The organism is Vibrio sp. 1F255 (assembly GCF_041439145.1).
GTDB classification, from domain to species: Bacteria; Pseudomonadota; Gammaproteobacteria; order Enterobacterales; family Vibrionaceae; genus Vibrio; species Vibrio crassostreae_C.
Genome location: NZ_JBGONQ010000001.1, coordinates 1 through 26,829, shown reverse-complemented (window position 1 = coordinate 26,829; position 26,829 = coordinate 1). Strand labels below are relative to the sequence as shown.

Annotated in this window: 24 protein-coding genes; 10 read left to right on the top strand and 14 right to left on the bottom strand. The window is 43.8% G+C overall.

Translation table 11 applies throughout. The features are described from left to right. Positions 1-10: 10 nt before the first annotated feature. The 3 genes from ACED41_RS00120 to ACED41_RS00110 form a co-directional block, all read right to left on the bottom strand. The gene (locus tag ACED41_RS00120) at positions 11-331 is read right to left on the bottom strand and encodes a SelT/SelW/SelH family protein (protein WP_371724304.1); all 321 of its coding nucleotides are present in this window, start codon (positions 329-331) and stop codon (positions 11-13) included. A 135-nt stretch (positions 332-466) separates the two neighbouring features. Then, positions 467-982 carry a regulatory protein ToxS gene (locus ACED41_RS00115; RefSeq protein WP_017063402.1) on the bottom strand — a complete coding sequence of 172 codons (516 nt, stop codon included), beginning with the start codon at positions 980-982 and terminating at the stop codon, positions 467-469. A gap of 1 nt (position 983) precedes the next feature. Next, complete coding sequence (locus ACED41_RS00110; protein WP_017072436.1) at positions 984-1,895, bottom strand: transcriptional regulator; 912 nt, start codon at positions 1,893-1,895, stop codon at positions 984-986. Positions 1,896-2,166: 271 nt separating this feature from the next. Between ACED41_RS00110 and htpG the strand changes: the two genes are divergently transcribed. The 3 genes from htpG to hemH all read left to right on the top strand — a co-directional run bounded on the left by htpG (position 2,167) and on the right by hemH (position 6,344). Continuing rightward, positions 2,167-4,071 carry a molecular chaperone HtpG gene (gene htpG, locus ACED41_RS00105; protein WP_371724303.1) on the top strand — a complete coding sequence of 635 codons (1,905 nt, stop codon included), beginning with the start codon at positions 2,167-2,169 and terminating at the stop codon, positions 4,069-4,071. 388 nt (positions 4,072-4,459) lie between these two features. Continuing rightward, positions 4,460-5,104, top strand: a complete 645-nt coding sequence (gene adk, locus ACED41_RS00100) for an adenylate kinase (RefSeq protein ID WP_017062200.1) — start codon at positions 4,460-4,462, stop codon at positions 5,102-5,104. A gap of 277 nt (positions 5,105-5,381) precedes the next feature. Then, on the top strand, positions 5,382-6,344 hold the full coding sequence (gene hemH, locus ACED41_RS00095; RefSeq protein WP_017063404.1) for a ferrochelatase: 963 nt from the start codon (positions 5,382-5,384) through the stop codon (positions 6,342-6,344). A 123-nt stretch (positions 6,345-6,467) separates the two neighbouring features. Here the strand turns inward: hemH and ACED41_RS00090 are convergent, their stop codons facing one another. Beyond that, the gene (locus ACED41_RS00090; protein ID WP_017062198.1) at positions 6,468-7,865 is read right to left on the bottom strand and encodes a peptide MFS transporter; all 1,398 of its coding nucleotides are present in this window, start codon (positions 7,863-7,865) and stop codon (positions 6,468-6,470) included. A gap of 501 nt (positions 7,866-8,366) precedes the next feature. On the opposite strand from ACED41_RS00090, the gene rfaH reads away from it, so the two are divergent. Continuing rightward, positions 8,367-8,873, top strand: coding sequence for a transcription/translation regulatory transformer protein RfaH (gene rfaH, locus ACED41_RS00085; RefSeq protein WP_371724302.1), 507 nt, complete (start codon positions 8,367-8,369; stop codon positions 8,871-8,873). Between the two features lie 78 nt (positions 8,874-8,951). Here rfaH and asnB read toward each other — a convergent pair whose 3' ends face one another. The 4 genes from asnB to nagA form a co-directional block, all read right to left on the bottom strand. After that, the gene (asnB, locus tag ACED41_RS00080; protein WP_017062196.1) at positions 8,952-10,622 is read right to left on the bottom strand and encodes an asparagine synthase B; all 1,671 of its coding nucleotides are present in this window, start codon (positions 10,620-10,622) and stop codon (positions 8,952-8,954) included. A gap of 235 nt (positions 10,623-10,857) precedes the next feature. Beyond that, positions 10,858-12,444 carry a cation:proton antiporter gene (locus tag ACED41_RS00075; RefSeq protein WP_371724301.1) on the bottom strand — a complete coding sequence of 529 codons (1,587 nt, stop codon included), beginning with the start codon at positions 12,442-12,444 and terminating at the stop codon, positions 10,858-10,860. Positions 12,445-12,527: 83 nt separating this feature from the next. Then, positions 12,528-13,742 (bottom strand): ROK family protein, encoded by a 1,215-nt coding sequence (locus ACED41_RS00070; protein ID WP_017062194.1) that lies wholly within the window; start codon positions 13,740-13,742, stop codon positions 12,528-12,530. Positions 13,743-13,744: 2 nt separating this feature from the next. Further along, the gene (nagA, locus tag ACED41_RS00065; RefSeq protein ID WP_371724300.1) at positions 13,745-14,881 is read right to left on the bottom strand and encodes an N-acetylglucosamine-6-phosphate deacetylase; all 1,137 of its coding nucleotides are present in this window, start codon (positions 14,879-14,881) and stop codon (positions 13,745-13,747) included. Positions 14,882-15,356: 475 nt separating this feature from the next. Between nagA and nagE the strand changes: the two genes are divergently transcribed. Further along, the gene (gene nagE / locus ACED41_RS00060) at positions 15,357-16,919 is read left to right on the top strand and encodes an N-acetylglucosamine-specific PTS transporter subunit IIBC (protein ID WP_065583827.1); all 1,563 of its coding nucleotides are present in this window, start codon (positions 15,357-15,359) and stop codon (positions 16,917-16,919) included. A 299-nt stretch (positions 16,920-17,218) separates the two neighbouring features. Further along, the gene (glnS, locus tag ACED41_RS00055) at positions 17,219-18,886 is read left to right on the top strand and encodes a glutamine--tRNA ligase (RefSeq protein ID WP_017063407.1); all 1,668 of its coding nucleotides are present in this window, start codon (positions 17,219-17,221) and stop codon (positions 18,884-18,886) included. A 132-nt stretch (positions 18,887-19,018) separates the two neighbouring features. Here the strand turns inward: glnS and ACED41_RS00050 are convergent, their stop codons facing one another. Then, positions 19,019-19,636, bottom strand: coding sequence for a prepilin-type N-terminal cleavage/methylation domain-containing protein (locus ACED41_RS00050; RefSeq protein ID WP_371724299.1), 618 nt, complete (start codon positions 19,634-19,636; stop codon positions 19,019-19,021). 57 nt (positions 19,637-19,693) lie between these two features. Further along, on the bottom strand, positions 19,694-20,140 hold the full coding sequence (gene fcrX, locus ACED41_RS00045; protein ID WP_017061956.1) for a ferric iron uptake transcriptional regulator FcrX: 447 nt from the start codon (positions 20,138-20,140) through the stop codon (positions 19,694-19,696). A gap of 207 nt (positions 20,141-20,347) precedes the next feature. Between fcrX and ACED41_RS00040 the strand changes: the two genes are divergently transcribed. Next, positions 20,348-20,854, top strand: a complete 507-nt coding sequence (locus ACED41_RS00040; protein ID WP_017061955.1) for a DUF4442 domain-containing protein — start codon at positions 20,348-20,350, stop codon at positions 20,852-20,854. 96 nt (positions 20,855-20,950) lie between these two features. Here ACED41_RS00040 and fldA read toward each other — a convergent pair whose 3' ends face one another. The 3 genes from fldA to ACED41_RS00025 all read right to left on the bottom strand — a co-directional run bounded on the left by fldA (position 20,951) and on the right by ACED41_RS00025 (position 22,631). Continuing rightward, the gene (gene fldA / locus ACED41_RS00035) at positions 20,951-21,484 is read right to left on the bottom strand and encodes a flavodoxin FldA (protein ID WP_010436745.1); all 534 of its coding nucleotides are present in this window, start codon (positions 21,482-21,484) and stop codon (positions 20,951-20,953) included. A gap of 58 nt (positions 21,485-21,542) precedes the next feature. Then, a complete protein-coding gene (locus ACED41_RS00030) occupies positions 21,543-21,761 on the bottom strand; it encodes a DUF2788 domain-containing protein (RefSeq protein ID WP_004737900.1) in 219 nt (72 codons plus the stop codon). Between the two features lie 108 nt (positions 21,762-21,869). Further along, positions 21,870-22,631: an alpha/beta fold hydrolase gene (locus ACED41_RS00025; RefSeq protein WP_017061954.1), complete on the bottom strand. Its 762-nt coding sequence runs from the start codon at positions 22,629-22,631 to the stop codon at positions 21,870-21,872. Between the two features lie 93 nt (positions 22,632-22,724). Here ACED41_RS00025 and seqA point away from each other — a divergent pair, with 93 nt between their 5' ends. Together seqA and pgm are read left to right on the top strand one after the other, a co-directional pair. Further along, positions 22,725-23,264, top strand: coding sequence for a replication initiation negative regulator SeqA (gene seqA, locus ACED41_RS00020; protein ID WP_017061953.1), 540 nt, complete (start codon positions 22,725-22,727; stop codon positions 23,262-23,264). A gap of 92 nt (positions 23,265-23,356) precedes the next feature. Then, on the top strand, positions 23,357-25,003 hold the full coding sequence (gene pgm / locus ACED41_RS00015; RefSeq protein ID WP_371724298.1) for a phosphoglucomutase (alpha-D-glucose-1,6-bisphosphate-dependent): 1,647 nt from the start codon (positions 23,357-23,359) through the stop codon (positions 25,001-25,003). Between the two features lie 122 nt (positions 25,004-25,125). Here pgm and ACED41_RS00010 read toward each other — a convergent pair whose 3' ends face one another. Beyond that, on the bottom strand, positions 25,126-25,884 hold the full coding sequence (locus ACED41_RS00010) for a DUF1853 family protein (protein ID WP_017061951.1): 759 nt from the start codon (positions 25,882-25,884) through the stop codon (positions 25,126-25,128). A 90-nt stretch (positions 25,885-25,974) separates the two neighbouring features. Between ACED41_RS00010 and ACED41_RS00005 the strand changes: the two genes are divergently transcribed. Next, entirely contained in the window at positions 25,975-26,733 is a 759-nt protein-coding gene (locus ACED41_RS00005; protein ID WP_371724297.1) for a Nif3-like dinuclear metal center hexameric protein, read from the top strand. The last annotated feature ends 96 nt before the right edge of the window (positions 26,734-26,829 follow it).

Sequence of the window (26,829 nt, the reverse complement as noted above, 5' to 3'; positions counted from 1 at the left end):
GTAAAAGGGCTTATTTTGAGTCCACGTGGCCGAGATCTCTGTCTGGAGCAATGATGTTTCGGACTCTTTGCTTCAGAACTTTCGCCTCTGGAAAACCGTCATCTGCTTTTCTTTCCCAAATCTGCACACCATTACAAAAGATTTCGAACCTGCCTCCTGTGTCTGGGTGTAAGCTCACTTGTTCAATTTCTTCGCAGAAGGTATGCAGTAGCTCTTGGCATAACCAACTAGAGCGAAGCATCCAATTGCATTGACGGCAATAGTGTATCGCGATTGTGGCTTTTGTTGCTGTCTCTTTCGCTGGCGCCAGATTAGGTTGTTCCGTTTTCATGGTTAATCCTTAAAATGCTACATCCGTAATTTGATACCAACGGCTAACAAAAAAGGGGCTTCATGCCCCTTTTTTCTATTGGTTTACCGTTTCATGGTATTCAGCTATTCATAAACAGTAAATAGCGATCCAATCTTAGTTTGAAAACAATACGGTAGAACCATGATTTAAGCTAGTCAGTAGCAGTGCCTTCGGGTTAACAATATCTATGCGGCGGCTTTGCTCTGCGTCCATCTTAATGACTTGAGTGATCAGCTCTAGCTGTTCTTCTGAAAAGTCTTGGCGCTGAGCCGAGGTCACATCTTTAAACTCCGTTGGCGAAACCAGTAAGTAGTTATCGTTAATATCCCACTGACCCGTTTCAGAGATGTTGATGACATTCGCAGGCTCAGTTTGATTACCGTAAAGTCTAACCACTGACATTCTTAAATATGTACCATTTGGTAGGTATTTCGCATTCGATGATAGTTCAACTCTACGAAGTGGGCCGATTGAGTCAGCTTGCTTGTTATCGCTAATCAGCGTCACCATTCTCGACTGCCATTCATGCTGAGTGAGCAAGCGCTCTACTTTTGCATTGCTGCTCCAATATAGCCAACCACTCAAAAATGCCGATAGAACCAGTAAGATAATCGATACTTTTAATTTCATGTTACTTACCACCGTTACAAATGTCGTTTACATCCGACTGGTTTGCGTAAATTCTTAGGGTTACATTTTCGCTCGAGTAATCTTGCGGGTGAATGTAATTGAGGGCAAGGTTATTGGTTTGTCCTCCTGTAGCGATCACTTCAGCCGGCTTTAACACACCAGTGTGACTCGTGTTGTAACTTAATACACACTTTTCTATTGCTGGCAGCCAACTGCTGAGGTCTGGGTGGTTAACCGGTGATTGAACCTTTACACCATCCACTTCAGTCAAAACCGTGAACTCGGACTCCGCCGGGGTAGTAAACGTTAAAACGAGAATCGGCATGATGAAAGCGGCAAGCAGTAACCAAAATGTTAACCATTTATTGGTGCTTTTAGCCGGAGCAACAACAGGAGCGGTTGCTGGTTCTACTGCCACTTTAGTTTGTTGAACTTTTGTAATTGGCTCAGGTTCAAATGTGTCAGTGATTGCTTGTTCAGTCGCTGCAGGCGTTGCAAACGTTAGGATAGGTTCAACGTCATTTTCTGCAATTTCAGCGGCTACTGGCTGATCATTTGATGACAGTGGCGCAGAGCGCTCAACGGTCGCAATAAATTGGTAACCGCGCTTCGGTACTGTCTTTACGAATTCAGGAGATTTAGTCGAGTCTTTGAGCATCTTTCTCAGAGTCGATACGGCTTGCGTTAAGCTTGAGTCATCCACCTCAAAGCCTTGGTCTCGCCAAACATACTCATGCAATTCATTACGAGTGATAACTTCATTAGGCCTTTCTGACAGCATCAAGAGAATGCGGCTTTCATTGCTACCAAGACGTACGACTTCACCGTCGCTCATTTGATCGACAAGTGAATTGCTGTTTGGGTCGAATACGAACCGTTGTGCGAGAATAAACTTTGTGCCGATATTACTCATTGAATTCTTCTATTTTGGATTGTTTTGGGGGGCGAAATAGACAAATCTCAGGTGAAGTTCCGTTAATTCTTCACCAAATCATGGCTTATTTTATGTTCTTTTATATTTATCAGGCTCAAGGATAATAAAAACAGATAAAAAAAACAGTGTTTTTATGATTTTTGACCTTGAATTTACATTTGTCATCCTCATGTTAATGTACAGAAGAGTGGCATCAAGTGTTACGCCCCTATGATTATTCAACATAAAGTATAGATGTTTTGGAGTAAAAATGAGCGAAACGGCAACGCAAAATAAAGAGACTCGTGGCTTTCAATCTGAAGTAAAACAACTACTTCATCTAATGATTCACTCACTGTATTCAAATAAAGAAATATTTCTACGTGAGCTGATCTCTAACGCATCTGACGCGGCTGATAAGCTTCGTTTTCAAGCTCTATCGAACGGTGACCTTTACCAAGGTGATGCAGATCTAGGTGTAAAACTTTCTTTCAACGCGGAAGCAAACACGTTAACCATTTCTGATAACGGTATCGGTATGAGCCGCGACAACGTTATTGAACATTTAGGTACCATTGCTAAATCAGGTACAGCAGACTTTTTCTCAAAGCTATCTGAAGACCAAAGCAAAGACTCTCAATTGATTGGTCAATTTGGTGTTGGTTTCTACTCAGCATTCATCGTTGCTGATGCGGTAACGGTTCGCACACGTGCCGCAGGTCTTGCAAGCAATGAAGCCGTGCAATGGCACTCTGCAGGTGAAGGCGATTACACAATCGAAGACATCACTAAAGAGTCTCGTGGTACTGACATTATTCTTCATATGCGTGAAGACGGTAAAGAGTTCTTAAATGAATGGCGTCTGCGCGAAGTGATTGGTAAATATTCTGATCACATTGGTATCCCTGTTTCTATCTTAACTGCGGTTAAAGATGACGAAGGTAAAGACACCGAAGAGAAACATTGGGAACAGATTAACAAAGCTCAAGCGCTTTGGACTCGTAACAAGTCAGACATTGAGAAAGAAGAGTACCAAGAGTTTTACAAACATGTATCTCACGACTTTGCTGATCCACTAACGTGGAGCCACAACAAGGTTGAAGGTAAGAACGATTACACAAGCCTGCTTTACATCCCAGCAAAAGCACCTTGGGATATGATGAACCGTGACCACAAGAGCGGCTTGAAACTTTATGTACAGCGTGTATTCATCATGGATGACGCAGAGCAGTTCATGCCATCTTACATGCGTTTCGTACGCGGTCTGATTGACTCAAACGATCTACCACTGAACGTATCGCGTGAAATCCTTCAAGATAACAAGGTTACTCAGTCTCTTCGTGGTGCATGTACTAAGCGTGTACTTACAATGCTTGAGCGCATGGCGAAAAATGACAACGAAAAGTACCTAGAATTCTGGAAAGAGTTTGGCCTTGTAATGAAAGAAGGCCCAGCGGAAGACATGGCAAACAAAGAGAAGATCGCAGGTCTTCTTCGTTTCGCGTCTACAGAAGTTGATTCTGCAGACCAGACAATCAGCCTAGCATCTTACGTTGAGCGTATGAAAGAAGGCCAAGATAAGATTTACTACCTAACAGCAGATAGCTACGCAGCAGCTAAAAACAGCCCGCACTTGGAGCAGTTTAAAGCAAAAGGTATTGAAGTGGTGCTGATGTACGATCGCATCGATGAGTACGTAATGAACTACTTAACCGATTTCGACGGCAAACAGTTCCAATCGATCACAAAGGCTGGCTTAGATCTAAGCAAGTTTGAAGGTGAAGAAGAGAAAGAGAAGCAAAAAGAGACAGAAGAAGAGTTCAAATCTGTTGTAGAGCGCACTCAATCTTACCTAGGTGGTCGTGTTAAAGAAGTTCGTACGACCTTCAAGCTAGCAACAACACCTGCGGTTGTTGTGACTGACGACTTCGAAATGGGCACGCAAATGGCGAAGCTTCTTGAAGCTGCGGGTCAAGCGGCACCGGAAGTGAAGTACATCTTCGAGATTAACCCTGAGCACGCACTGGTTAAACAGATGGCTGACGAAGCAGACGAGCAAGAGTTTGGTCGTTGGGTTGAGTTGCTACTTGGTCAAGCGATGCTGGCTGAAAAGGGCTCAATGGAAGATCCGTCACAATTCTTGGGTGCAATCAACGAGCTACTAACAAAGCGTTAGTCTTTCGACTTTAGGTTAAGCCAACAATTACAATAAAAAGCTCGCAAATGCGGGCTTTTTTTATGAACGTCGTTGAAAATTGACCTAACGTGGTCAACGTCACCGTTATCGTCACAACAAATGTTGTCGATGCATTCTTTAGTCGTAAATTCAGCCAAATTGAATATTAATGTGATAGAATGCTCGACCTAATCAGCTGGGGCTAAGAAGCGACTATCTCCAGTTGTATGATTTTTAAACGTTATACCGAAACTTACCGTTTTGCTTCTGTTCACAGTTTTGCTTAGCCTCAATGGTTACTTAACGCTTTCTGTTCATCCTAAAAATGAGCAAGAATGGAGGGATAGTGAGCTTCGGTATAAATCATAATTTTATAAGAGGATTAAACATGCGCATCATTCTTCTAGGTGCTCCTGGCGCGGGTAAAGGTACTCAAGCTAACTTCATCATGAACAAATTTGGTATCCCTCAAATTTCAACTGGTGACATGCTACGTGCTGCTATCAAAGCGGGTACTGAGCTTGGTAAGCAAGCAAAATCAGTAATCGACGCTGGTCAGCTAGTTTCTGATGAAATTATCCTTGGTCTTATCAAAGAGCGTATCGCTCAAGATGACTGTGAGAAAGGTTTCCTACTAGACGGTTTCCCACGCACAATCCCACAAGCTGATGGCCTAAAAGAAATGGGCATCGCTGTTGATTACGTTGTTGAATTTGACGTAGCTGACGATGTGATTGTTGAGCGTATGGCTGGTCGTCGTGCTCACCTTCCTTCTGGTCGTACATACCACACTGTGTACAATCCGCCTAAAGAAGAAGGTAAAGATGACGTAACGGGTGAAGACCTAGTGGTACGTGATGACGACAAAGAAGAAACAGTTCGTGCACGTCTAGGTGTATACCACGATCAAACAGCTCCGCTAATCTCTTACTACGGTAAAGAAGCTGAAGCAGGCAACACTCAGTACCTTAAGTTTGATGGTACTAAGCAAGTTGCTGAAGTTAGTGCAGAACTTGAGAAAGCACTAGCATAATTGGCTAACAGCCAGTTTTAGAATTTGATATATTGGAAGCGACCTTAAGGGTCGCTTTTTTTGTTTCAATTTTTAGTACGATACCAATCTAGATAATTTGATTGCACATGATTCAGAACGGTTCAGACCCGATGGCAGTGGCTAGCAATTGAGAGTGGATGTTGTGTATCTCATATGAAGAGTGATTATTCAGACTTTCATTGAGGCGCAATGATCTTAAACTTATGCAGATTAGTATATTACTTTCCAGAAAATCACATATTGGTCTCAGGTATCTATGGAAAATAATAAAAAGCAGGGTGTTTTACTGGTGAACTTAGGAACTCCAGATTCGGCGACCCCCGCTGGCGTTCGTCGATTTTTGAGTGAATTCTTACACGACAAGCGAGTTGTAAACCTAACGCGTTGGCTTTGGTGTCCTATATTACATGGGGTGATTTTACCGATTCGCTCGCCTAAAGTTGCTAAGCTGTATCAGTCTGTCTGGATGGATGAAGGCTCACCACTGCTTGTGTACTCTCAAAGACAAGCTGAAAAGCTCCAGAAGAAGCTAGAGATGCCTGTTGCACTGGGTATGACCTATGGCAACCCAAGCCTAAAGACTGGTGTTGAGCAACTGATGGAGCAGGGCGTTGAGGACATCATCGTACTGCCTTTATATCCGCAGTACTCTGGTACAACCACAGCGGCGGTTTCTGATGGTTTAACCAAAGCCTTTAAGCAGATGCCAGTTATCCCGAGCTATCGCTTTATTCGCGACTACTACGCGCACCCAAGCTATGCCAAAGCATTGGCTGAAAGCGTCCGCAGTCATTGGGATAAAAATGGCAGAGCCGATCATTTAGTGTGTTCTTTCCACGGTATTCCGAAGCGACTGGCTGATGAAGGCGATATCTACCCTCAGCATTGTGAAGCGACAACAAAGCTGCTTGCGGCAGAGTTAGGTTTGTCAGCGGACGATATCACAATGACATACCAATCGCGATTTGGTCGAGAAGAGTGGTTGAAGCCATACACTGACGAGACACTTGAATCACTGCCGAGTAAAGGCATCAAGAAGATCGACATTATGGCACCTGCCTTTTCGGTTGACTGTTTGGAAACGTTGGAAGAGATTTCAGACCAGTGTAAAGAGACTTTCATTGACGCTGGTGGTTCGGACTTTAGCTACATTATGTGTCTGAACGACAGAGATTCGCACATCGATATGATGGCAGAGTTAGTGGCGCTGTATCGCTAACAGATGCTGAGCCTTGATTATGACTTATCGTTAGCATTAAGGCGCATAATACAAATAACAAAAGGGCTGCTCATTGAGCAGCCCTTTTTGATCAGGATATTTCGTTTTGAAACAGCTTGAGAGTTAAGCCGCAGATGTCTCTGTTGCTTGCTTAGCTTTAGGCTCTGCTTCAAGCGTCATGTTGGTTTCTACGCCGTGCATCCATGACACAAGCTTACCAGCACAAAGCAGCAGTAATATGCCACTCACCGTTGCTGTGATAGCAATACCACTGAAGATTGACATAGCACCAAGCTCACCAACGTGAGAACCAACCAGGCCTGCCACGTAGTTTGCCACCGCATTGAAGCCAAACCATGCACCCATCATCAATGATGCTAGGCGAAGCGGAGCTAACTTAGTGACCAACGACAGGCCAATAGGAGATAGACAAAGCTCACCAAGGGTATGGAAGAAGAAAGCGCCGACTAGCCATAGCATTGATGTTTTCACTGTTAGGTCACCGCCTTGCTCCATTACCGCGCCCATCATGCACACAAAGCCCAGTGCTAAGAAGAACAATGCCATTGCAAACTTCACAGGAGAGTTGGGTTCACGCTTACCCAGTTTCACCCAGAACGCAGCAATGATTGGAGCAAGTGTAATGATGAAGAATGGGTTCAAAGATTGGAACCACGCAGCAGGAACTTCAAAGCCACCAATCATACGGTCAGTATATTGTTGAGTGTAGATGTTCATTAGGCCGCCAGCTTGTTCAAAGCCCGCCCAGAATACAATCACGAACAGACCCATGATAAGAATCACTTTTAGTCTGTCGAACTCTTCTTTGGTCAGTGGCGCTTTTTCTTTAGATTTGTTCAGTGCTTTCGCTCTTGCAGCAGCAGGTACAGAACCGATGTTGCCTAACCAAGACTGAGCCATTGTCACTTGCATGATCAAGCTAATAACCATACCAATACCAGCGGCTAGGAAACCTGCTTTCCAACCGAATGAATCGACAGCAGCACCTGAAATTAAGCCACCAAGCAGCGCACCTAAGTTGATGCCCATGTAGAAAATGGTGAAAGCACCGTCACGGCGGTTATCGCCTTCTTGGTACAGATCGCCAACCATGGTTGAGATGTTCGGCTTAAACATACCGTTACCACTGATTAGCAGTGCTAAACCAAGGTACAGAGCGTTCACTTGGTCTAAACCGATGAAGCCGTTAGGTAGAGCCAGTGTAAATTGGCCAAGTGCCATTAATACACCGCCAATCAGAATTGATTTACGCTGACCTAGGTAGTTATCGGCAATCCAGCCACCAATTAATGGTGTGATGTAGACTAAACCGGTGTAAATACCGTAGAGATCGAGTGCGTCTTTCGTTGACCAACCCAGTCCACCGTTGAGGGTAGTGTCAGTCAAAAATAAGACAAGGATGGCGCGCATCGCATAGTAAGAGAAACGTTCCCATAGCTCTGTGCTAAAAAGTAGAAATAGGCCTCTAGGGTGGCCAAAGATGTTGTGGTTGCTTGGCATAAGTTTTACTAATTTTAGGTATTAAAAGATTTTATCGTTATTCATGTATACACAGTGGGATAAAAGTCTGCAATAGACGTATTTTATGGTTACGACAACTTGGTTTAGCTAAGGTATTGATATTAAATATCTTTACTTTTAATGTTGCCCATTTTAAGTGTGCTGCAAACTAATTTTCCAGATTTGAGCTGGTTGGTTAATAACCTTTATTAAAGTCGTGTTGAATAAAAATCTTTAGATGCATTGCTCTGGTGTATCATTTTGAGTTTAAAGGGAGTGGTGTGCTCATTAGGTGGGGTATACATATGCTTACAACAATGAGTCTTTTGATCTCTAAATGATCTCTGTACAATGCTTAACCACTCCGACACCTATAACTTTTTGTTGATAAATTGGTCTGCTACGCATTATTTTTCGTTAGCAACGATTCATTTTATTAATGGCGATTCAACCGTTTTAGGCATGTGGTAAAATATCTAAAAATATAAAATGGCTAGTTAAATGAAACGTTGGTATTTGCTTTACTGTAAGCGTGGTGATCAAAAACGCGCTCAGCAGCACTTAGAGAATCAGGGGGTAGAGTGCTTTTACCCTCAAATAGAAGTCAAAAAGGTGGTGAGAGGGAAAGAAAAGCTGGTCAAAGAACCGCTGTTTCCGTCTTACATCTTTGTTCGCTTCGATTATGAACAAGGTCCTAGCTTCACGACCGTTCGTTCAACACGTGGCGTTGTGGACTTTATTAAGTTCGGTTCACTGCCGCACGAGGTCCAAGGAGACTTGGTGTTTGAACTTAAAGAGTTTGAGAAGTGCTGCAGTAACGAAGTGGAAGATTGTTGTGTTGAGTTTGAATCTGGACAGGTAGTTAAGATTCAAAGTGGCCAATTTGCTGGGGTTGAAGCTATTTTCGATCAGAAAGACGGTGAGGCTCGATCGATTATGCTGGTGAAAATGATCAGCCAAGTCGTTCCAATCAGTATTGAGAACGAAGCACTACAAGCTCGCGCATAACTGCAGTAATAAAAATAGGCTTAAAACAAAAGGCGCATAATGCGCCTTTTTTAGTCTTTAGGATTTGTTCAAAACGCTCTAAGCGTTGTAAGCATCGTTGTGAACGGCTTGTACTGCACGGCCTGATGGGTCGACACAGTTTTTGAATGACTCATCCCACTCAATCGCTTTCGCTGATGAACAAGCAACTGAAGGACCACCAGGTACACACTCTGCCGCAGATTCTAGAGGGAATAGCTCCTCAAAGATTTCACGGTAAGCATAACCTTCTTTGGTTGTTGGCGTGTTGTAAGGGAAACGGAACTTAGCAGCTTCCATTTGTTGATCCGTTACTTTTGCTTCAGCCGTTGCTTTCAATGTATCAATCCAATCGTAGCCAACACCATCAGAGAACTGCTCTTTTTGACGCCATGCGATTGAATCTGGTAGGTAGTCTTCAAAACACTCACGCAGGATGTGTTTCTCCATCTTACCGTTACCGCACATCTTATCTTCAGGGTTCAGACGCATTGCGACATCGATGAACTCTTTATCCAAGAATGGTACACGGCCTTCAACACCCCATGCCGCTAGCGATTTGTTTGCACGAGCACAGTCGAACATGCTTAGAGCAAGCAGTTTACGTACTGTCTCTTCGTGGAACTCTTTCGCGTTTGGCGCTTTATGGAAGTACAGGTAACCACCAAAGATTTCATCAGCACCTTCACCTGAAAGTACCATCTTGATGCCCATCGCTTTGATCTTACGAGCCAGCAAGTACATTGGCGTTGATGCACGAATCGTCGTTACATCGTAAGTTTCGATATGGTAGATAACGTCACGGATTGCGTCTAGACCTTCCTGAATAGTGTAAGTCATCTCATGGTGCACAGTTCCGATCTTGTCCGCAACTTCACGAGCAGCGATAAGGTCTGGTGCGCCTTCAAGACCAACAGCGAACGAGTGCAGTTGTGGCCACCAAGCTTCAGATTGCTCATCATCTTCGATACGCATTGCCGCAAAGCGTTTTGCAACTGCTGAAGTAATTGATGAATCCAGGCCACCAGATAGAAGTACACCGTAAGGAACGTCAGTCATTAGTTGACGTTTAACGGCTGCTTCTAGCGCTTCAGTCAGTTCTTCTTTGCTTGTGCTGTTGCCTTGTACCGCAGCGTACTCGTTCCAATCGCGGATGTAGTAGCGTTGAGGTTCAGCATCTTTCGAAGAGTAGAAGCTACCTGGAGGGAATTCACTGATCGTCTTACATACTTCAACCAATGCTTTCATCTCTGAAGCCACGTAGTAGTTGCCGTGCTCATCGTAACCTTGGTAAAGCGGGATGATACCAATATGGTCGCGGCCCACTAGGTACTCGTCTTTCTCTTCGTCGTATAAAACGAATGCGAAAATACCGTTAAGCTCTTCTAGAAGGTCTGCACCCATCTCTTGGTATAGCGCTAGGATAACTTCACAGTCAGAATCAGTCTGGAACTGGTACTTATCTTCATAGCGTGCACGAAGTTCTTTGTGGTTATAAATTTCACCGTTTACTGCAAGAATGTGCTTTTTGTCTTGACTGTATAGTGGTTGAGCACCACTGTTCAAGCCAACAATAGCAAGACGTTCATGAGCAAGGATTGCTTTTTCACCAGCATAGATACCAGACCAGTCTGGACCACGGTGACGAAGCTTCTTAGACATTTCTAAAGCAATAGGGCGAAGTGCTGCGGCATCACTTTTAATGTCGAGAATGCCAAATACTGAACACATAGAACTTCCTTTTAAATAATTTCCAAATCAACTGCATTCAATTTGCCATTCTGGCTAAAAAAAGCAACCGGATGTGAGCAAAAAAATAATATAAAGGGTGTTCTGTTAGAAATTATCTAATTTTTATGTGCTTTTGGTGTGTGATGTTTAATTGCGGTTGGTTTTTTAAACAAAAACCTCTCAAAAGTGCGAAAAATAGGCAGTTTTGAGAGGTTTAGTTGAACACTGTCTAATACTAGATTTTATTGATATTTGGATTTAACTGTTCGCAAACGTGGCGAGCAAAACCACTACCAGCCTCGCTGTAAATGTTAAATGCCGCATCAACGCCATTCTCTTTCAGTGTTTCGAGTTGATCGGGATATTCAGCAATAGCCGCAATTTGGCCTTTAAAGTTACGTGACTTTAATTGTTCTAAAGCGGTTTGATTACCTTGGTGGTGAGGCATTGCCAAAATCACCAGCTTTACGTTTGCTGTATCTAGAATTCGCTCCCAGAAATCTGGGTCAGTCGCGTCGCCAGAAATCACGTTTCTGCCTTGGCTTCTGTGGTTGTGCGCGGCTTCTTCACGCACTTCTACACCTAGGCTGACCTTACCATAGCGAGTACGTAATTCGTCATAAGCACCGGTACCAATTCGGCCCATACCTAGAATAAGCACTTGGGCACGACCAGGGTCAATTCGCTTATCACGTCGGTGAAGCTTTTCTGACGCATGCTCTTTTAGCCATTTACCTGACTGCTGATAAAGCTTATGACCAGCTCGGTTTAAAGGAGCAGCGATTAGAAAAGACAGTGAAACTGCAATGGCAACGGCAACTAAGATATCACCCGACATCCAACCCATCTTGAAGGCGAGACCACCAACGATGAGGCCAAACTCGCTATAGTTAAACAGTGATAGCGAGGCAAGTAGAGACGTTCGAACACGGAACTTGAAGCGGTTGAGTACCAAGAAGTAGAGAACACCTTTCACTGGCAGCATCAGCAAGAACAAGATTGCGAGCATAAAGCCTTGAATGGTTGGTTGCTCTGACAGACCAATATTCAAGAAGAAACAGACAAGGAAAAGTTCTTTAAGGTTAAACAGCGACTTTGATAATTCTGAGGCTTTTGGGTGACCAGCAAGTAACATACCTAGAACAAGAGCCCCCAAATCTGGTTTCACACCAACCAAATGGAATAAACCAGCACCGACGACTAATGCGAAGAAGATGCCGGAAAGAACCAGCATCTCACCGTGACCAACCCAATTGAGCACTTTGTAGAACAGTGGGCGTAATAAGGGTAGGGCAAACAGAGCAACTGCATACCACTCAGGTATTTTGCCCGTAGAAGCCGTTAAGAATACTACGGCGAAGATATCCTGCATGACCAAGATACCAATCGCTAACGTTCCGTAGGTCGCATTCATTTCGCCTTTCTCTTGCAGAGTCTTAACCGCAAATACAGTACTAGAGAATGAAAGAGCAAAACCGAGCAGAACGATCTGTTCTACCGACATGGCAGCTAGCGATGAAATACCTAAGAACTTAAAGCCAAACAGGGCGACGGCGAAAAACAGAGTGGACAAAAGGTTGTGGATTGTCGCGCCAGCCCAGATCTCTTTAGAGAGTAGGGTTTTGATATCGAGCTTTAAGCCGATAGTAAATAGAAGCAGCGTGACACCAAGGTCAGCTAAAGTAATGATGGTGTCATTGGTTTCAAAGCCAAAGGCAAAAAGCCCAAAGCCTGCAACCAAAAAACCAACTAATGGGGGAAGGTGACACTTTAAAGCAATAAATCCTGCGATAAACGCAGTGGATATTAATATAAGTTCCATAACTTGTTGTTGTAGTTCCCTAGCTTAAAAAAACGGGCCGTGTTTATACAAACACGGCCCGCGGAAAATCAGAATTGTTTTCTCTAGTCTTCGAGAAGCTTCTGCAGTAACACGCCGTTAAGCATGGCGCGCTTAATCATAGCAAAAGCTCCCATCGTAGGATGTTTATCGATCTGTGATGCTACAATAGGCAGGCCGCTATGGAAAGTCGTTAACGACTGATTCTCTACATTGCGCTTAATTGCAGGAAAAACAATCTCTTGTGCCTTGGTAATATCACCAGCAATGATAACTTTTTGAGGGTTAAATAAGTTAATCGTCATCGCGATAGCCTTACCTAACTGGTTTCCTACTCGAACTAAGCTTTGCTTGGCTAGCTCATCACCATTAATCGCGTGGTCACAAACGTCTTGAATCGTAATATGCTCAAGCTCTGTTAAAGAAGACTCATAGCCTTGTTTAATCAGCTTCTGCACGCGTTCAACGATAGCTGGGTTTGCCGCTACTGTTTCAAGACAGCCGAAGTTACCACATTGGCATTGCTCGCCTAGCGGATCAATTTGGATATGACCAATTTCACCCACATTACGGTTATGACCTAGGAAAACCTGACCATTAACGATAATACCTGCACCTGTACCACGGTGAACACTGACCAAAATAGAATCTTGGCTATCTTTACTTGCACCGAAGTAGTGCTCAGCAAGCGCCATTCCACGAACATCGTTACCAACAAAACAAGCAACATGGAATGTATCGCGAATAATGTCGCTTAATGCGAGGTTATCGATGTCGGTATTCGGCATGTACTCAACAACACCGGTCGTTGGGTTAACCAAGCCTGGAAGCGTGACACCAATAGCAATCAGTTGATCGATCTTTGGTTGATGCTCAGCAATGAAAGCTTTGAGGTTATTGACCAAGCCTTGGGTAAGGTCTGATTGGTCTGAATAATTCAGGTCTTGCTGTTGGAAAGCCAATTCACGACCACCAAGGTCATGCAGGCTTATTTGAATGTAGTCTCGACCCAAACGCACAGCAACAGAATGAAAAGGCTCTACTTCTGTGGTTAGGGAGATAGCGCGTCTACCGCCAGTAGACGCTTGCTGCGCAACCTCTTTAATTAGGCCGCGCTCTAAAAGTTGGCGGGTAATTTTTGTAACACTTGCCGGTGCGAGTTGGCTTACATCAGCCACTTGTATACGACTGATAGGTCCCTGTTGGTCTATAAGTCGGTATACCGCCGCACTGTTTAGTTGTTTAACTAAGTCTACGTTACCTATTTGTCCGCCATTCATACTTAATTGTGCTCGTATTGTCCGTTAACAACAGTCGCTTTAACGTTAAAGTCTCGGTCAAATACAGCTAGGTTTGCAACCATGCCTTTTTTGATTCGACCTAGCTTGCTTTCTACACCGATAGCCGTAGCTGGGTATAGCGTAGCCATGCGAAGAGCTTCGTCTAAAGCGATACCAGCGTGCTCAACTGTATTCTGAACTGCTTCAATCATAGTCAGAGCTGAGCCGCCCAGTGTGCCGTTTTCATCAACACACTTACCATCACGGTAATATACTTTCTTACCGACAAAAATAAAGTATTCCATGTCAGCACCTGCAGGAGCTGTGGCATCCGTCACTAATACCAACTTTTCTCCCTTGATTTTATGCGCAATTCTGATGTTTGCGTAATCAACGTGGAAGCCGTCGGCAATAATGCCAGCGTAAACCTCAGGAGTATCGTAAATCGCGCCAACAACGCCAGGCTCACGACCAACCATCGGCGTCATTGCATTGAACAGGTGAGTGGCGAACGTGATACCAGATTCGAAACCTTGACGCGCTTCTGCGTAAGTTGCGTTGGTGTGGCCGATAGAAACGACAACGCCAGCTTTGTGCAGGCGTTCGATGTGTTCAGGGTCGTTATGCTCTGGAGCCAATGTTACTTTTGCAACAAGGTCACGGTTCTCACAGATAAGCTCAATCATTTCGTTGTCAGATTTACGAATGTGATCGACGCTATGGATGCCTTTTTTCGCAACGTTTAGGTAAGGGCCTTCAAGGTGCAGACCTAAAGATTGGTTTTGGTACTGGTTATGGTATTCACGAGCTGCCGTAATAACCGCACGCATATCTTCGTCTGAAGAGGTGATAAGCGTTGGTAGGAAGCTAGTACAGCCAGATTTCAGGTTTGCTTTGTGCATGATCTGCATGGTTTCTGCAGTGATCTCATCGTTAAGCATTACACCGCCACAACCATTCAGTTGTAGGTCAATGAAACCTGGGCTTAGGTTTGCTCCGTCTAGGTCGCGAAGCTCGATTCCTTCTGGCAATTCAGAGATAGGACAGACTTTTTTGATCAGTTCGTTTTCGATTACAACAGCATGATCGGTTAGAACATCACTACCAGTGTAAATTTTACAGTTACTTAGCGCGTACATAGTCAGCTAATCCTTATTTCGTGAGATCTTTTAAATTCGTTCGTTACCTAAATGCGGACTTAGTTTGCGAGCATCATTTACGTAACGATTTATCTTTTATGGGCAAACGGCTTCAAAATGAGAAGCGATTTAAGTTGTTGAAAAACATATGAACAATTGATTTTTATTATACATTTAGGTCCATCAACAATGATTATTCACGGTGCTCTATAAGCCCGGAGTTACCATCTTTTTGCCTAATGATTAGATTTGGATTTTATCCATAAATGTTCATTTTTTTGAATGATAAAATAAGTTTTATGATCTCGCTAGCAAAAACCTCTGGATTTGGTAAAAACTGGTGATTAGGATCACAAATGGTAAGGTTTTAATTTGCGGAGCAAAATTAATTGAATACACTGAATAGGACTAAATTGAGCGACTAAAATAAGTTTCTCAAACGAATTCTAAAAAATCCTATAGGGGGAAACAACTGGTGAATATTCTAGGATATGCGCAGAAGCTTGGTAAGGCGTTAATGCTACCAATCGCAACGCTTCCGATTGCGGCATTGCTGCTACGTCTGGGTCAACCAGACTTACTCGATATCGCATTCATGGCATCTGCTGGTAACGCAATCTTCAGTCAACTACCATTATTGTTTGGTTTGGGTATAGCTATTGGTCTTTCTAAAGACGGTAACGGCGCAGCAGGTCTTGCTGGTGCAGTTGCTTACTTTGTTCTGACAGCAACCGCAACAAACATCGATGCTAGTGTAAATATGTCATTCTTCGGCGGTATCTTTGCAGGTATCATCGCAGGTCACTCTTACAATGCATTCCACGCGACTCGTCTTCCAGAGTGGCTAGCATTCTTCTCTGGCAAACGTCTAGTTCCTATTATGGCTGGTCTATTTGCTCTAGTTGCTGGCGCAATCTTTGGTGTTGTATGGCCTGCTGTTCAATCTGGTCTAGATGCACTTGCTCACGCAGTTTCAACGTCTGGCGCTATCGGTCAATTTGTTTACGGTACTCTTAACCGTGCACTTATCCCAGTAGGTCTACACCATGTACTGAACTCGTACTTCTGGTTCGGTATGGGCTCTTGTCAAGAAATCATCGTTGCTGGTCAAGGCGCATTCGCTGGTATCACTCAACTTTGTGTTGACCCTGCACTGGCTAAAACACTAGTTGTTGGTCAAGAGCACACGTTCACATTCGCTAACTCTGTTACTCCAGAAATCACAACTGTTGTGAAAGAAGTGACTGAAACAGTTAAATCTGGCGACCTACACCGTTTCTTCGGTGGTGATAAAGGTGCTGGCGTATTCATGAACGGTTTCTTCCCTGTAATGATGTTTGGTCTACCAGGTGCTGCACTTGCAATGTACCTAGCTGCTCCTGCTGAAAAACGTAGTCAAGTTGGTGGCGCACTGTTCTCTGTTGCATTCTGTTCATTCCTAACAGGTATCACAGAGCCGCTAGAATTCATGTTCGTATTCCTAGCTCCTGCTCTATACGCAATGCACGCTGTATTTACTGGTCTGTCTCTAGTTGTTGCTAACATGTTTGGTACTCTGCACGGTTTCGGTTTCTCTGCTGGTCTTATCGACTTCGTATTGAACTGGGGTCTAGCAACTAAACCATTCGTACTACTACTAATCGGTCTTGGCTTCGGTGCTCTATACTTCTTCACTTTCTCTTTCGCAATCCGCGCTTTCAACTTGAAATCGCCAGGTCGTGAAGATGATGACGAAGCTGTTGCAGCTCCTGCTGGCGACGCACCAAAGGGCGACCTTGCACGTCAATACCTGAAAGCTCTAGGTGGTCACGACAACCTAACTTCAATCGACGCTTGTATCACTCGTCTACGTCTAACTCTTAAAGACCGCTCTGTTGCAGATGAAGTTGTTCTTAAGAAACTTGGTGCTAAAGGTGTGGTTAAACTAGGTGAAAACAACCTACAGGTTATCCTAGGCCCACTAGCTGAAATCGTAGCTGGCGAAATGAAAGCTATTGGTGCAGGCGAAGACCTATCTGATGTAAAACTTCCACAGTAAGGGAAGTACTTAGTTAAGACGTAAAGTTACTCTTAAGTAAGTGTCAAATTGAAAGCCTCCCACATGGGAGGCTTTTTTGTGCCTGCAGTTTAAGACCAGCGAACACGGTTCGTTCTATTCTTCATCGAATAGCAGAAATAATCGCAATTAACGGACGGTTCTTATTGTGCAAAGGCTAAGAATTGTGGATGATTAGCAACAATGATCTTTCTATCTTTGACTGGCGCTATAAGCGACCGTTTTCTTGGGGACGAAAGATAACTTTCTCTGACAATACTAAATACATAGAGGTGCTATAGATGAGTGAAGCTGAGGCTCGTCCATCGAATTTCATTCGCCAAATTATTGATAAAGATTTAGCGGATGGTACACACAGTAGCGTGCATACTCGTTTCCCGCCGGAGCCAAATGGCTACCTGCACATTGGTCACGCTAAATCTATTTGCTTGAACTTTGGTATTGCTCAGGACTACCAGGGACAATGTAATCTTCGTTTCGATGATACAAACCCTGAAAAAGAAGACGTTGAATACGTTGAGTCAATTAAGAATGATGTAAGCTGGTTAGGCTTCGAATGGTCTGGTGATATTTGTTACTCATCAAACTACTTCGATACGCTTTACGCTTATGCTGTGGAATTAATTAATAAAGGCTTAGCGTATGTTGACGAGCTAAGTCCTGATCAAATCCGTGAGTACCGTGGCACGCTAAAAGAGCCTGGTAAAGCGAGCCCATACCGTGACCGCAGCCCTGAAGAGAACCTAGCGTTGTTTGAAAAAATGCGTGACGGTGGCTTTGAAGAAGGTAAAGCGTGTCTACGTGCTAAGATCGACATGAGCTCTTCGTTCATGGTTATGCGCGATCCTGTTATCTACCGTGTTCGTTTTGCTCACCACCATCAAACGGCTGACAAGTGGTGCATTTACCCAATGTACGACTTTACTCACTGTATCTCTGATGCGCTGGAAGGTATTACGCACTCTATCTGTACGCTTGAATTCCAAGATAACCGTCGTTTGTACGATTGGGTTCTAGATAACATCACGATTGACTGCCAACCTCGTCAGTACGAGTTTAGCCGCCTGAATCTTGAATATACAGTGATGTCTAAGCGTAAGCTGAACCAACTTGTGGTTGAAAACCTAGTTCAAGGTTGGGATGACCCACGCATGCCTACTATTTCTGGCCTACGTCGTCGTGGTTTTACTTCAAGCTCGATTCGTGAATTCTGTAAGCGTATTGGTGTAACTAAGCAAGAGAACATGATTGAGTTCGGTTCACTTGAATCTTGCATCCGTGATGATCTGAACGAAAATGCACCTCGTGCAATGGCTGTTCTGGATCCAGTTAAGATCGTTATCGAAAACTACGAAGCAGATACAGTAGAAACGCTAACGGTTGCAAACCACCCGAACAAGCCAGAAATGGGTACTCGTGAAGTTCCATTTACACGCGAAGTTTGGATCGAACGTGACGACTTCCGTGAAGAAGCAAACAAAAAGTACAAGCGTTTGGTTCTAGGTAAAGAAGTTCGCCTGCGTGGTGCTTACGTGATCAAAGCTGAACGTATCGAAAAAGATGCAGAAGGCAACATTACGACTATCTTCTGTTCTTACGACAATGAAACATTGGGTAAGAACCCTGCAGATGGCCGCAAAGTGAAAGGCGTTATCCACTGGGTATCTGCTGATAAAGCACTGCCTGCTGAGATTCGTTTGTACGATCGTCTATTCACAGTGCCAAACCCAGCCGCTGCTGATGACTTCGCTGCAACGCTAAACCCTGAATCTCTTGTTACGCTAAATGGTTTTGTTGAACCTAGCTTAGCAGAAGGTGTGGCAGAGCAAGCGTACCAGTTTGAACGTACAGGTTACTTCTGTGTGGATTCGAAAGACTCTAAAGCAGATGCACTAGTCTTCAACCGCACGGTTGGTCTACGTGACACATGGGGTAAAACTGAAGCTTAATGCTTGAGTATTTAGTTTGTTAAAAACGACCCAATAAAAAACCGGCTTAGAGCCGGTTTTTTTGTGTCTTAAATTTGATTACCAAGGTGTTTCTAGTGACCAACTAGCGTTTTAAGCACTAGAGCCAGAGTTTTAGGGATTATTAGGGTCTTGTTGGGTTACTTCACCCGTGCGTGAGTTGTACCAGAAAACATAACCTGCATTACCAGGATCGCTGTCGAAATCGACTCCAGTGTAGATGAAGTAGCAAAGCGCGAGTTTGTTTTGAGGAGTATCGTCTTTGGCAACAAAACTATGGTTTTGACGGCGGGTAATAAAATCAAAATTGTTGGACTGGTTCGGGTCTGTAGTAGCGGTCAGGTCGGTTGTCATAATGGCATTCCATATTGACACACACCCTTGGTCACCTTGACCTATGTTGTAAGGCTGCCCCATAGGGTTGCCTTTATCGACGCCGAGTGGGTAGCCGACGTCATTTATGTCCAATTGAGCATTGCCGTCTCCGTCTTCCCCAAAACCTGGCATGTCATTCATTTCAGCGTTGCCGCCGCCGCTGACCAGCCATTTACTGTGAGCAAACGTGATCGCAGTTTGAAATTGAGATTGAGCAGCGTCAAACAGAGCGATACGGCCATCGGTTTGAATGTTAAGAAAACGGGGAAGGGCAACAATAGCAAGCACTGCAATAATCACTACAACAACCAACATCTCAATTAAAGTAAAAGCCTTAACTAGCGGGATTCTTTTCATGGATACTTTATGATGCCCTATATAAAAAACGCCGGCCTAAGCCAGCGTTCTGTATTACTACTTCGCTTTATGCGCGTCTGGATTGCCTTTGCAATCTCCGTTAATGCTTTTGCCGTACAAGTACAAACTGTGGTTTGTTAGTTGCACGTTGTAACGCTGAGCAATCTCTTTCTGTCTTTCTTCGATGATGTCATCAGAGAATTCGATCACTTCGCCACAATCTAAACATACAAGGTGGTCGTGGTGGTGCTGTGTAGAAAGTTCAAATACAGACTTGCCGCCTTCGAAGTGGTGACGAGTTACAATGCCAGCGTCATCGAATTGGTTAAGTACTCGATAAACGGTTGCAAGACCGATTTCTTCACCTAGGTCGATCAGCTTCTTATATAAATCTTCAGCACTAATATGTTGGCAGTCTGGCTGTTGTAATACTTCTAAAATTTTGAGCCGTGGAAGGGTCACTTTAAGACCTGCATCTTTTAGCGCTTGATTATTGTCTGACATATACTTTCCTGTTGATGATCTGCAGCAATTAACAGAATTCAATATTAATACCATTATAGTTTAGTCAGGCATAACAATAAACCACGAACTTCAAAGGGTTACTTACTGACATCACAATCTGTTTTGTAAATTGGAAGTATCTCACTTATAGTGGAGGTACGACCAGTCAAGGTGACGGTGTTTCTGATATGAACATGGAATGTTGTTATGAATAAGCAACTCGCAAAAATATATAAACCCAACATTGTAAAATTTGCTCTTAATATTTGGCCTCCCTTTTGGGGAGCGGGTATTCGAATAGCCCACATTAGCACTGACTTTAGGGTTGTTAAGACAGTACTTAAGCTACGCTGGTGGAATAAGAACGCCAATCGTACTCAATATGGCGGCAGTATCTTTTCTCTTACCGATCCCGTTTACTCATTGATGTTAATGGGAATTTTAGGTGAACGATATTATGTTTGGGATAAAGAAGCGAGCATTAACTTCATCAAGCCGGGGCAATCGGACTTGTATGCAGATTTTGAGATAAGGCAAGGGCAGCTTGACGATATCTATCGTCAGACGCAACTCGGTGAAAAGTGTTTCCCCGAATTTATTATTCACGTGAAAGATAAGCAGGGTAATGTGGTTTCAGAAATTCAACGCACCCTCTATGTAAGAAAGAAGCCGCAATTTAGAGATGATGATGAAGCATTAGAGGCTGAGTGCTAATTAATAGATTTTAAATAGCAAAAAACCTCCTATAAGGAGGTTTTTTCATATCTACATAATGGTTATTAACTGTAACAATTAACAACCACTAGAGAATTAGTCTTCTAGCTCTGCTAGGCACATCTCTTCGTGGATTTGTTTAACCCAGTTAGATACGCGCTCATCAGTTAGCTCAGGTTGACGGTCTTCATCGATACATAGACCAACGAATTGGCTGTCATCGCCTTCAACTAAACCTTTCGATGCTTCGAATTCGTAGCCTTCAGTTGATGTGTGACCTAGGATAGTACCGCCTTTCGCTTCAACGATGTCACGGATAGTACCCATAGCATCACAGAAGTATTCTGCGTAATCTTCTTGGTCGCCACAACCAAAGATAGCAACAAGCTTAGTTGAGAAATCAATAGCTTCTAGCTCTGGGAAAAAGTCATCCCAATCACATTGTGCTTCGCCGTAGTACCACGTAGGGATACCAAGCAGCAGTAGATCGAAGTTATCGATATCTTCTTTGCTGCTTTTTGCAATGTCTTGAACGTGAACGAGCTGTTTGCTCAATTGCTTTTGAATCATCTTAGCAACAGCTTCAGTGTTACCTGTATCGCTACCAAAGAAGAGACCTACACTTGCCATAGAATCATTACCTTTCATTTTGTCTGTTGTCGGTGTAATAAAGTTCGGAAGAGAATCGTTAGATCCCAGTTCCTTCCCAGCTTAGTTGGATTATCCCTTTGGCGATAAAACCCGCACAGCCAAGGAAAAGTACTAACCATACGATGCGACGACCAAATGGAGGAACATTTCCCTGCTTGAGAACGTCCTTAATTGCCATACCGATTAAAAAGAAAATCGCGGCAAACAGGAGATCTAAACCAACAGATTCGATGATGTTCATGTAGTCGTAAAGCATGGGAACCTTATATACCAATTTTGCTTGGGCGCACTATATCACTGTTGTGAGATAAAGTTAATCTGCAGTAATTACACAGCTCTCATTTATCTGCACGAAAAAGCGCAGTTAAGCGATGAATTTTCTAATTGCTCTAAGTACTTCTGCTGGTTTTTCAGCATGCAGCCAGTGACCTGTGTTGGCAATGACATGCGCTTTTGCGTTAGAAAATTGCTGCTGAACGGCTGCTTGATGTTCTGCGGTGAGGTAATCTGAATCCCCACCTTTAATGAGCAAGGTTTTGACCGAGGTTTTCTCGATCGGTTCCCAACCAATAATATGTGGGTAGTTGCTCAATAACGAAGCAACATTGAAGCGCCATTCCATGATGCCTTGCTCTGTTTTGAACAAAGATTTGGTTAAAAACTGGCGAACGCCATCGATCTCGATATGTTTTGCGAGAACCTTGAGTGCATCTGAGCGTGAAGTCGGCTCTTCTTCTATCACGGCTTGCAGGCCTGCGAATACGTTGTCGTGGCGACTCTGAGTGTACGCGACCGGAGCCATATCCAAGACAATCAATTTATGCAGCGCAAGATGTTGTGTCAGTGCCATCGCTACTTTGCCACCCATCGAGTGACCAATCACAGTGACGTCTTCTGACTTAAGATCATGCAGCAGTTGAGCCACGTCTTGTGCCATCGCTTGATAGTTATGAGTGTCACTATGGAAGGATTGACCGTGGTTGCGGAGATCGATACTAAGTACCTGATGATCGGCTTTTAGATCCCTAGCGAGCAAGCCAAGGTTGTCCAGATTACCGAATAACCCATGGATCAAAACAATGGTGTGACCCTCACCTTCAATTTTATAGTTGAGCTGTACTGACATTTTTATCTTATTCATGGTGGGTTTGACGTAGAGTATCCGCGCGGATCTCGCTATAATCCCCCAGAGTTTAAACATTGAGATTGTGAAAAGCGAATGAAAACAATTGAGGTTGATGAGGACCTATACCGTTTTATTGCGGGTCAGACAGAACGTATTGGCGAAAGCGCTTCAGATATTCTGCGCCGCTTGTTACAGGTTGATAGCCAAGGCATGGCTCCGATCGAAGAGATCGTTGAGCCAAAAGGTATCGTTGTTAGCAAAGAGGTAGGCTTTACTCCAGAGAAGTTCGATGGCGTTAAAGAAATGCGCTCACTACTAATATCAGATGAGTTTGCATCACTAAAGAAAGCCATTGATCGTTTCATGCTTGTGTTATCAACACTGCATAAAATCGACCCTTTAAGCTTTTCAGAAGCAACTCAAGTAAAAGGCCGTAAGCGCGTTTACTTTGCAGATAACGAAGCGACGTTGCTAGCAAACGGCAACACGACTAAGCCTAAAGCTATTCCACAAAGTCCTTTTTGGGTTATTACTAATAACAATACAAGCCGAAAAAGACAGATGGTTGAGCAGCTTATGAGCCGCATGAATTTCCAAGCAGAATTGATAGAAAAAGTAACAGGTTCAATTTAACGAAATCTGATTTAAACCTCATAATATCCATGGATAAGAAGATATTATGAGGTTTTTTTGTTTTAAAATTTTATATATAAGGATGTCGAAAAATGGCTATGCACCCTCGTGCTGGGCAGAAAGCTCAGCAGGAAGATCTTCATAATATCCCGGCTTTAGTTGCTAACTATTTCTTACAGCAACCGGATGCTACGAACCCAGATCATAAAGTACTTTTCGGTACTTCAGGTCACCGCGGTACAGCAGACAAATCAACATTTAACGAAAACCACATTCTAGCAATTGCACAAGCGGTTGCTGAAGTTCGTGCCGAGCAAGGTACAACTGGCCCTCTTTTCTTAGGTAAAGATACTCACGCTCTATCTGAGCCTGCGTTCTCTACGGTTATCGAAGTGCTTGTAGCGAACGGTGTTGAAGTTATTATTCAAGAAAACAACGGCTTTACTCCAACACCTGGTATCTCGCACGCGATTCTTACGCACAACCTAGTGAATGACAAAAAAGCCGACGGCATTGTTATCACGCCTTCACATAACCCACCTCAAGACGGCGGTATTAAATACAACCCGACACACGGTGGCCCAGCTGAAGCTGAATTGACTCAAGCGATTGAAGACCGTGCGAACGTGATCATTGCTGAGCAAATGCAAGGTGTTAAACGCACTCCTATCGCACAGGCTAAACAGTCTGAGTTAGTGAAAGAAGTCGACCTAGTGGCGCCATACGTTGCTGATTTGGTTAACGTCGTGGATATGGAAGCGATCCAGAAAGCAAACATCAAGATTGGTGTTGATCCACTGGGTGGCAGCGGTATTGATTACTGGCGTCAAATTGGTAAAGCGTACAATCTAGATCTTACTCTGGTAAGTGAAGCGGTTGACCCTTCATTCCAATTCATGTCTCTAGATAAAGATGGCGTAGTTCGTATGGACTGTTCTTCTCCATACGCAATGGCAGGCTTACTGGCGCTTAAAGACGAGTACGCTCTAGCATTTGGTAACGACCCAGATTACGATCGCCACGGTATCGTGACACCTAAAGGTTTGATGAATCCAAACCACTTCTTAGCGGTTTGTATTGATTACCTATACCGTAACCGTGAAGGTTGGGGTAAAGACGTTGCTGTTGGTAAGACACTAGTATCAAGTGCATTAATCGATCGCGTAGTTTCTGACTTAGGTCGCGAACTTTGTGAAGTGCCAGTTGGTTTCAAATGGTTCGTTGATGGCTTATACAACGGCCAGTTTGGTTTTGGTGGCGAAGAGAGCGCAGGTGCTTCTTTCCTACGTAAAGACGGTACGCCTTGGTCAACAGATAAAGACGGCCTGATTCTTTGCTTGCTTGCGGCTGAGATCACAGCAGTGACAGGTAATAACCCACAAGAATACTACGAAGAACTTGCCGCTAAACACGGTGAATCTAAGTACAACCGTATTCAAGCGGTAGCAAATGGTGCACAGAAAGACGTGCTGAAGAAACTATCTCCAGAGATGGTTTCTGCTGAGACGTTGGCTGGTGATGCAATTACTGCACGCTTAACACACGCTCCAGGTAACGGTGCTGCGATTGGTGGCTTGAAAGTGACAACTGAGAACGGCTGGTTTGCTGCGCGTCCATCAGGCACTGAAGACATCTACAAGATCTACTGTGAAAGCTTTAAGGGTGAAGAGCACCTGAAAGCAATCGAAGCAGAAGCTCAAGAGATTGTTAACCAAGTATTTGCAGCCGCTGGCCTATAATCGAATCTCGATTACTAGAGTTGCTAAGTAAATAGAAGAAGGGTTGATGTGAAAGCATCAACCCTTTTTGTTTGTGTTAGTTACGTATAAGCGGGAAAAGGTAACTGAGTTAGCTCAGATGACTAACCGTGTGGCCAACTTTGTGGCATCACAAACCAGAATTGCCCCGACTTTGTTTGCCCATGGACGAAGCGATCACCGAACTCGGTGATCGGCTGACTGCTGAAATCATCCGTCCCTGCTGCCCATTGCTCTTTGGTGAGTGGATACAGTGGTTCACTGATTAAATGAGCCTGATCTTGATAGCACCAAAAGCCGTTTACTTGGCTTGGGTTAATGTCATAGCCCAAGCATTTTGTCGGTATGTTTTGCTCTAAGAAAGGGTTGGTATATAGACGACCTTGCATCAGTAAGTGTTTTGAGTCGACATCGATTTCTGGATATTGCTCAACAAAGGCGGCAGAAGAGGACATTTCGAGTTGGTGGCTGAGCATCCTGTCGAGTTTCTTATCCAATTGGTCGTGAGAGTTGGGTCCAAACCATGTTTGTTCGTGGAGCAGATAAAACTTAATCGCCACTTCCCAATGTTCCAGCTTTTGGCTGCTCTCTTCTTTAAGAATAAAGTCGATTGCACCGAGAGTTCTGCCTTCCACATTGATCTGAATCTCGTCGTGCTTTATCGAGTAATTCGGTGAGGCAGCGATCACTTGCTCGCATAGATATTGGTAGAGGAAACCTAATCTAGGATTACCCTCATAAGTATGTGATGAGTCGATGGCATGGTTGCTAGAGAATGCACTGAGATCCGAAACCGGTGGCTTGATTTCTAGTAATGGCGGTGAGTCGATGACCCATTGGTAAAAACGTTGCAGTGCTGTCATCTCTTCCTCATAAACTCATCGTGGGGCTTTCGACATTCTACCCGTAAATTGATATAACGACGTTATTATAAAGGTAAGCTGGAAAGAAAAATGATTAACTTACAATTAGAAAAGCTACTTAACGAAAAACTGCAGCCACAGCAGATTAAAGATTACTGTCCTAATGGTCTTCAAGTTGAAGGCGCGACAGAAGTGAAGCGAATCGTTACTGGTGTAACAGCTTCGCAAGCTTTGATTAATAAAGCGGTTGAGCTAGAGGCTGACGCTTTGTTGGTTCATCACGGTTTCTTTTGGAAAGGTGAGTCAGAGGCAATTCGTGGCATGAAGGGCAAACGCATTCGCACTCTGATAAAGAATGACATTAACCTTTTGGGTTATCACTTACCTCTCGATATCCACCCTGAACTTGGTAACAACGCCAAACTCGCTGAACTGCTTGATATTGAAGTAGAAGGTGGCTTGGAAGGGCACCCACAATCGGTTGCTATGTTTGGTAGATTAAAAACACCAATGACAGGTACTGAATTCGCAGAAAAAATCGATCAAGCTCTAAATCGTAAACCACTGCATATCGCTCCAGAAAACCAAGACAAAATGATAACGACCGTCGGTTGGTGTACTGGTGGTGGTCAAGACTACATTGAGCTAGCGGCTTCTCAAGGCATTGATGCTTTTATTTCTGGTGAAATTTCTGAGCGCACTACTTACTCAGCACGCGAGCAAGACATTCATTATTTTGCTGCTGGCCACCACGCGACTGAGCGATACGGTGTAAAAGCGTTAGGTGAATGGTTAGCGGAAGAACATGGCTTGGATGTTGAGTTTATTGATATCGATAACCCAGTTTAAGAGCAGATGCGAGATAATACCAATTAAAGTAAAAATGTGATCTAATTAAGATTGATGAATTATTGTGAAATTTAGCCATGGATAGCCTTAATAACA